Below are 3,988 nucleotides of genomic sequence, written 5' to 3' on the forward strand. Positions count from 1 at the left end.
GCCTCCCGGCCGGGTGCGTCGGCGCCGACGGGTCGTCAGCTCGGATCCGCACGGACACCGCCGCGTCACTGCGGACATCCGCCAACGCCCGGCCGCATCCCGGCCGACCGGCACAGCTCGTCACACCGACCCAGGATGATGCCGGATCGACGACCAGGCCCGCGTCCGCAGCCGCCCTCGACCACCGGGTAGCCTCGGCCGGGTCGAGATCGCGGAGCACGACGGACCGCCACGGGGTCACAACCAGGACGCCGTCTTCGGCATCGCCCGCTCCGCCAGCACCGTCACCACCACCGGCCGCCGCGGCAGCGGCGAGCAGGTCGAGCTGGTCGGCGCTCAGCCGCCCCAGGGGGACGAGCACGGTCAACGCCCGGCGGCCATCACGCTGCGGATGCGGACCGGGCCACGCGCCGGCCCGAACGGTGGCGCTCCCAGCAGCCTGAGCGATTCCAGCGGCCTGGACGATCCCAACGACCCCGGCCTCGGTCGCGGCAGCCGCGAGCAGGCCGTCCCGTCCGCCCGGTCCACCCGGCAACTCGGCGATCCGCCAGGCCGCCGCGGCGGTGCCCGCCGCGGCGCGGGCCTCGATGAAGGCCCGCGCCGCGGCGAGGAGCGCGGGTACGGCGACGTGGACGGGCAACCGCAGCGCGCGGGTCGCGCCCGCGACGGCCAGCAGCATCTCCCCGGAGGGCAGGGCGCGCAGCGCGAGGTCCGCGGGCAGCCCGGCCAGGTCCCCGCTGCCGTCGTCGACGGCGAACAGCACCCGGCCGGGCAGCGCGGCGAGAGCCGGATCCGCGCACAGCCGGCGGTCCAGCTCGGCGACGACCGGCGCGATGTCCCGGCAGCCGGCCTCGCCGCGTCCGGACAGCGGCGAGCCCACGATGTTGCGGACCCGCTCGTGCGTCGTCGAGGGCAGCAGGCCGACCGCGCTCACCCGGGCGGCGAGCTCCTCGACCGTGCTGTCGGCCAGGCCGTCGACCAGGCCGCGTAGCTGCACGTTCGCCCGGGAGGTGAGCTCAAGGTGGCCGTCGGCGAACTCCCGCGCGCAACCGGCGAGGGTCTTCGCCGCGGCGGCGGTCAGCCGGCCCCCGGGCAGCCGCAGCCGCGCGAGCGCGCCATCCGCGGCCGGATGTGTCGTCAGCACACCGGGGCAGGCGTCGCGGGCACGCTCCCGCGGACTGGTGGGCACCGGCGGAGCATACGTGCCGGACTCGGGCGATGCCGGTTGATCGTTTCTTTGTCACGACGACAGCGGAGTGCTTGACAACACCGCCCACCTCTCTGCGATCGTGACGGGGCCACGAGCGGCGAACGGCGAGGAAGTCCGGCGCGAATCCGGCGCGAATCCGGTGCGGTCCCGCCACCGTCACCGGGGAGTGCGCCCCAGGCACGGCCACCGACGCGGGGCGTGGACCCCCGGGAAAGGCATCACCATGTCGCCTGTGCAGACTCCTCCCACCGATCCGTCCGACGATCCGTCGACCGACCCTTCCGACGATCCGTCGACCGCGTTCGCCCGCGAAGCCGGGGAGACACCAGGAGCCGGGGAGACGGAGGTCGACGCGGTCGTCCTGCTGCTGTCGACGTCCGACACCGACCTACTCTCCGCGCGGGCGAGCGGAGCCCGCTACCGCCTCGCCAACCCGGCCCGGCTCTCCGTCGCCGATCTCCCGGCGCTGACCAGCGGTGCCGATGCGGTCGTGGTGCGCATCCTCGGCGGCCGGCGGACCTGGGAGGAGGGGCTCGACACGCTGCTCGCCGGCCCGCGCCCGGTGGTCGTGCTCGGTGGCGAACAGACCCCGGACGCGGAGCTCATGGCCGTCTCCACGGTGCCCGGCGGCATCTGTGCCGAGGCACACGCCTACCTCGCCCAGGGCGGTCCGGCCAACCTCGGCGAGCTGCACCGATTCCTCGCCGACACCCTGCTGCTGTCCGGTACCGGATTCGCCCCACCGGTGACCATCCCGGCCTGGGGGGTGCTCGACCGGGCCGCGGACGCATCAGCCACCCCGGACGCATCAGCCAGCCGGGACGCCCCGGACGCATCAGCCAGCCGGGACGCCCCGGACGCCCTCGTGGGGAACGCGGTGCGGCCGGTCGCGGTGCGGCCGGCCATCGGTGTCCTGTACTACCGCGCGCACCACGTCGCCGGGAACACCGCGTTCGTCGAGGCACTCTGTGCCGCGGTCGAGCGTGCCGGCGGGGATCCGCTGCCGGTGTACTGCGCGTCGCTGCGCGCCGCCGAACCCGAGTTGCTCGCCACCCTCGGGCGGGCGGACGCGCTGATCGTCACCGTGCTCGCCGCGGGTGGCAGCCAGCCGGCGCACTCCTGCGCCGGAGGCGACGACGAGGCGTGGGACGTCGGCGCGCTGGCCGCGCTGGACATCCCGATCCTGCAGGGACTGTGCCTGACCAGCGGCCGGGCGACGTGGGCGGAGTCGGACGACGGGCTGTCCCCGCTGGACGCTGCGACACAGGTGGCGATCCCCGAGTTCGACGGGCGCCTGATCACCGTGCCGTTCTCCTTCAAGGAGATCGATGCGGATGGGCTGACAAGCTACGTCGCCGACACCGAACGCGCCGACCGGGTGGCCGGCATCGCCGTCGCGCACGGCCGGCTGCGGCACGTCCCACCGGCCGAACGCCGGGTGGCGCTCATGCTCTCGGCCTACCCGACGAAGCACTCCCGGATCGGCAACGCGGTGGGCCTCGACACCCCGGCGAGCGTCGTGCGCCTGCTGCGGGCGATGCGCGCGGCTGGATACGACATCGGGCCCGATGACGGCCCTGATGCGCTGCCGGGGGTCACGGCCGAGGACGGTGACGCCCTGATCCACGCGATCATCGCCGCGGGCGGGCAGGATCCGGCCTGGCTGACCGAGGAGCAGCTCGCCGGTAACCCGGTCCGGATCAGCGCGGCGCGGTACCGGGCGTGGTTCGACGCCCTGCCCGCCGACCTGCGGGAGAGCGTCGAACGGCATTGGGGGCCCGCGCCCGGCGAGCTGTACGTCGACCGGTCCGCGAATCCGGACGGGGAGATCGTGCTCGCCGCGCTGCAGGCCGGCAACATCGTGCTGTTGGTCCAGCCGCCACGCGGCTTCGGGGAGAACCCGGTCGCCATTTATCACGATCCCGGCCTGCCGCCGAGCCACCACTACCTCGCCGCCTACCGGTGGCTCGCCAGCGGCCCCGGCAGCCCCGGCAGCCCTGGCGGTTCCGATAGTTCCGGCGGCTTCGGCGGCTTCGGTGCGCACGCCGTCGTCCATCTGGGTAAGCACGGGACGCTGGAGTGGCTGCCCGGCAAGACCGTGGGCATGTCCGCGTCCTGTCCGACCGACGCGGCGATCGGCAACCTGCCGTTGATCTACCCGTTCCTCGTCAACGACCCGGGCGAGGGCACGCAGGCGAAGCGCCGGGCGCACGCGACCCTGGTCGATCATCTGGTTCCGCCGATGGCCCGCGCGGAGAGCTACGGCGACCTGGCCCGCCTGGAACAGCTGCTCGACGAGCACGCCACCATCGCCGCCATGGATCCGGCGAAGCTGCCGGCCATCCGCGCGCAGATCTGGACGCTGATCCAGGCCGCCCGGCTCGATCACGACCTGGGACTGACCGACCGGCCGCACGACGCCGAGTTCGACGACTTCCTGCTGCACGTCGACGGGTGGCTGTGCGAGGTGAAGGACGCGCAGATCCGCGACGGCCTGCACGTGCTCGGCGAAGCACCGACCGGCGGGGCGCGGATCAACCTGGTGCTCGCGATGCTGCGGGCCCGGCAGATGTGGGGCGGGCGCGTCACCCTGCCGGGGCTGCGGGAGGCCCTCGGGCTCGTCGAGGACGACCGGGCGGCCCGCGGCGCGGTCGACGCCGCCGAGGCGACGGCGCTCGCCCTGGTAACGGCGATGGAGGAACGCGCCTGGGACCCGTCAGCCGCATCCGACGTGGTGACGACCGTCCTCGTCCCCCCTCCCTCGCCAGCGACCACCCC

Annotated in this window: 2 protein-coding genes; one reads left to right on the plus strand and one right to left on the minus strand. The window is 74.5% G+C overall.

Annotation, left to right across the window (positions count from 1 at the left end; all coding sequences use genetic code 11):
- Positions 1 to 1,189: nitrite reductase (locus AC08OO_RS21405; RefSeq protein WP_476618969.1), on the minus strand; the 1,189-nt coding region annotated here is incomplete at its 3' end.
- Positions 1,190 to 1,433: 244 nt separating this feature from the next.
- On the opposite strand from AC08OO_RS21405, the gene AC08OO_RS21410 reads away from it, so the two are divergent.
- On the plus strand, positions 1,434 to 3,988 hold a 2,555-nt coding region (locus AC08OO_RS21410; RefSeq protein ID WP_476618970.1), incomplete at its 3' end, for a cobaltochelatase subunit CobN.

This window comes from Frankia sp. CeCAU1 (genome assembly GCF_977971845.1).